Origin of the sequence: Staphylococcus sp. HMSC34G04 (genome assembly GCF_001838765.1) — a bacterium.
GTDB classification, from domain to species: Bacteria; Bacillota; Bacilli; order Staphylococcales; family Staphylococcaceae; genus Staphylococcus; species Staphylococcus epidermidis.
Genome location: NZ_KV838748.1, coordinates 33,152 through 37,161 on the forward strand (window position 1 = coordinate 33,152; position 4,010 = coordinate 37,161).

The following is a 4,010-nucleotide window of genomic DNA, read 5'->3' on the forward strand; positions in this document are numbered from 1 at the left end:
TCAGAACCTGGAAATGTGAATTGAAAAGGTAATTTAACGCCCATCATTGGCGATAAAAGAATGATAGGTATTGCAAAAATTAATGAAACAAAAAACTTAACTTTAAAATTTCCATGATGATGTGCATGGCCACTATGATGATGTGAGGCATGGTTATCATGATGCATGTGATTGGAATGATTCATGTGATTTTGATGATTATGCTCTTCACCATTATTATTCAAATTAACCCCTCCCAATGAAAATGTTATAGTAAAGCTACTTACACTATAACATATACCCCCCTAGGGTATAAAGATTTTCGATTTATCTCAATTTATGGATTTGTTTATATCATTCCGAAAATGATGTCTCCACGTCCTACATTAGACCTTGTCATCGATGTTTAAAACAAGGTTTTAATTAAACAATCTCATCTGAACTATCGCATGACAATACACTCTGACCAAGGTTAGCATTAGCAACACAAGTCATATATTAATTAATATTCTTAAAGAAAATAACACATTTCAAAGTAGGTCTAGAAAAGCAAATTGTTTAGATCATTATTTAAAGAAGCCAGTAAATGAATTTATAAAAAACTCATTTACTGGCTATTTTGCTAGGAATTATGTCCCAGCCTCGTCTTCCTTTATTGATACCCCACTCTATTCACTAATGATTTGTCCTTTAATGACATATCCTTTTTTATTAACATAAAATCTTACATCTTTATTTCCAATTTTATACGCATGTTCTTTACCCCATGCTGATGTAGATGTAGACTTTGGTTCACCGTAATGATTCAATAATTCTTTTTCGCTCACTGACTTACCGTCTAATGAGAAGAAAACACCATTCGCTTTATGATTAGAAACCCCGTAATATGTTTGATCATATACATCTTTATCATTTTTAGCTGATTCGTTTTGAGTAATCTTGTAACCATTAATCTTGAAGTTATCGGCTTTTAAAGATGTTTTAAAATTCTTATCTAGAATAAAGTTACTTTGATGTGCTGTATAACCACTATAATTATAATAAGGTTTCACAGATTCTTGCGCATGTGCTTGAGTGACATTAAATAATTCGGGCGTTACGGAAAAGCCCAAAATTAAACTACTAGCTAAAATAAATTTAGAACTTTTTTCATAAAAACCCTCCTCATATTTGTCTTACAGTTCACATTATTACATTAATGTTACAATATTTCAATAATATTACATAAATAAATTTAATTTTACCAATTATCGCACTTTTACATTTACTTGTGCCATATAAAAAAAATAAATAAAGTTTTTTTATATTTATTAATTACAATACTTTCAATAGCCCAGAAATGCATGAGGTCATGTATCCATTCAATGCTAAAGAGAGACAGAGGTGGATTTTTAAATAAAGAAATATTAGCTATAAACCATCAATCAATACAATCAGATTTGTGCACAGTTGTTTGAAGTTACAATATTTTTATCATTTATAAAAGGTTTAATACGTCATTTCACAGCCAATGAAAATGAAGAAATTATTGATAAGATATTTCAGAGTCTTATCAATGATGGTGAGATCTCAACTACTTTAATTACTAATACATCATTTCTTTGTTTAATGCACATTTCTAATAATTTTTTATAAAAAAGAGCGAAAAACACTCTATTTTCGCTCTTATTAATATCATTAAATTTTTCTTTACTAGTCTATTCAAATTTTGCATTAATAAATTTAACTGAAACTGCACCTAAAAGCATCATGATTCCTGCAAGCAGTAGCATCGCAGGCATTGAACTTCCCAATAATGGATACAGTCCAAAACTGACTATAGACGCTACAATTTGTGGTAGACAAATACTTGTATTAAATAACCCTAAATATGCCCCCGAATTTTCTCCATCGATTGCTTCAGTTAATAATGTAAATGGTTGTGTATTCATCGTTAAATTATTAATACCAATCAATATAAATGAAAAAATGAGTAACCATTGATTATGGATAAAGAATATTGAAATAAGACCTATTCCACCGAAAAGCAATCCAAAGCTATACCAAAATTTTCTTTGGGATGGTTTAGATCTTGCAATGACAAAACCAAAAATAACTGAACTCAAAAATTGTATACAGTATAATACGCCATACCAATTTCCCGCTGCTTGATATCCGGCTGAAGAAGGGTCTGTCACATTCCAAACATTTTTTGCTATTGCACCTGTTGAATATGTCCAAAGATACATCAATGCAAACCAGTTAAAAAATTGAACTACACTAATTTGCCAAAATTGTTTAGGGGCTTTTTTTAATAACTGTAATAAGTTTAATTTATTATTTCTATTCTTCTCATTGATTCCATGATAATAATTATAAGTTTTAGGCTCATATTCCCTAACAGAGATAACTGTCCATATAGAAGCAATTAATAATACTGCTGCAGCAATATAATAAGCTAATTTTACAGTCATTGGTACTTCACCTTTAGGTGCTACATTACTCATTCCCAACATTGTTAATAAAAATGGTAATACCGTAGCAATAATACCACCTAAATTTGAAAAAATTTGTTGCCAAGACCATGCCATATCTCTTTGTTTTTCGTTTACCATATCGCCAATAATCATTTTGTATGGTTGCATACATGCATTTGAAGTCAAATCCATAAGTAAAGTCATCACCGCACCAAAGGATAAAGCCATGAGTGAAGCATATCCAAAATTAAATGAGCCTGCATTAGGTAATAAGACTAATACGATGGCTCCAATCGGACCAGCTATCAACAGATACGGCATACGACGTCCAAATCTAGTCCAAGTTCTGTCAGAGTAGTATCCAATAAGGGGTTGAACAATCATTCCTACTAAAGGTGGCAAAATAAAAAACCATCCTAAATTATTAGGATTAGCTCCTAACGTTTGGAATATTCTCCCCATCATTGCTGATTGAAGTGCAAAAGCCATATTTACACCAAAGAAACCAAAAGTAATTGAAAAAATAACTGCTTTTTTTAAATAAGGTAGTGTAATATCTTGTTCTAACTTATTTTCCTTATGTGTTCTATCTGTATCGTTCATTTCTATCTCTCCCATTTATTACTCGATATAGTTAATTAATTCAATGATTAACTACCTATAGCAAACAACAATCCATTGGAACCGTTTTCAATTATAATTTTAACACTCCTCAATTTTTAAGCAAGCTTTGATACCTTTTTTGAATAAATTTTATTTTTTACTTGAATTTATCGACATCAACATTTTAAAGCAATCAGTTATCGGGGATATAGTTGGTAGTGATATTCCGGTTAATAGAGCCGTACACTTTAATATGGGAACACAGAATAATATTTCTTAAGGTGTCTTTCTAGTCATATATAATACAAAGTCTGTTAAGAATGAATGTTTTGGTCATGACTCACTATCCTCGCTAGGAGTAAATTGTACACCATCTGAAAAAAAGATATTCTCTTCTTTATTTTCTATAAAAGTAAATTCTAAACTTTTGGAACCTATAGATGAGCCTTTTAAGTCACCATCTCCTTTTAACAATAATTTAGGGGCTTGGTTGGTGGGAATATCATATCTTTTTCGTAATTGTTTTACATTATAGTCATTATTACTCAATTGATATTTTGCAGAATAACTAGGTACATTAGGATTGTATGAAATGTCACCATCTTTATAATCCTTTAAGTTTTTAAAATCTCCATATTGTACAAAAAATTTGAAGTTTTCTATTTCTTTTTTTAGTTTGTCATTAGGTATTGGCTTCGTTGGAATAATTTTATTGTGTTCCATTTTTACAGGATATCTCTTTTCATCATCTTTTAGTCTACCTTTACTGTCATCTGTTGTTTTCCTCACATAATAATAACCTTTAGTTGTTCTAGTATTGCGATTAATATATAGAAACATACCTCTAGATTCCATGTACTTGCCTTTTGGTTCAATTGTCATGGTAGATCCAACTATCCATGTCCCTTTATCCTTTTTATCAAACTCTTCATCTCGATAGCCTTCTTTATCATAAAAGTCTTCTAGATTTTT

At 30.4% G+C, this 4,010-nt stretch carries 3 protein-coding genes and 1 pseudogene; all 4 read right to left on the reverse strand.

Annotated elements, in window-relative coordinates; all coding sequences use genetic code 11:
• Positions 1-224 (reverse strand): annotated as a pseudogene (locus tag HMPREF3241_RS09150) (heavy metal translocating P-type ATPase); the annotation flags it as partial.
• Positions 225-647: 423 nt separating this feature from the next.
• Positions 648-1,094 carry an immunodominant staphylococcal antigen IsaB family protein gene (locus HMPREF3241_RS12795; protein ID WP_227954191.1) on the reverse strand — a complete coding sequence of 149 codons (447 nt, stop codon included), beginning with the start codon at positions 1,092-1,094 and terminating at the stop codon, positions 648-650.
• A 582-nt stretch (positions 1,095-1,676) separates the two neighbouring features.
• Positions 1,677-3,038, reverse strand: a complete 1,362-nt coding sequence (locus HMPREF3241_RS09160) for an SLC45 family MFS transporter (RefSeq protein ID WP_002486020.1) — start codon at positions 3,036-3,038, stop codon at positions 1,677-1,679.
• A 333-nt stretch (positions 3,039-3,371) separates the two neighbouring features.
• Positions 3,372-4,010 (reverse strand): tandem-type lipoprotein (locus HMPREF3241_RS09165; RefSeq protein ID WP_070853615.1); only part of this gene is annotated, 639 nt, incomplete at its 5' end.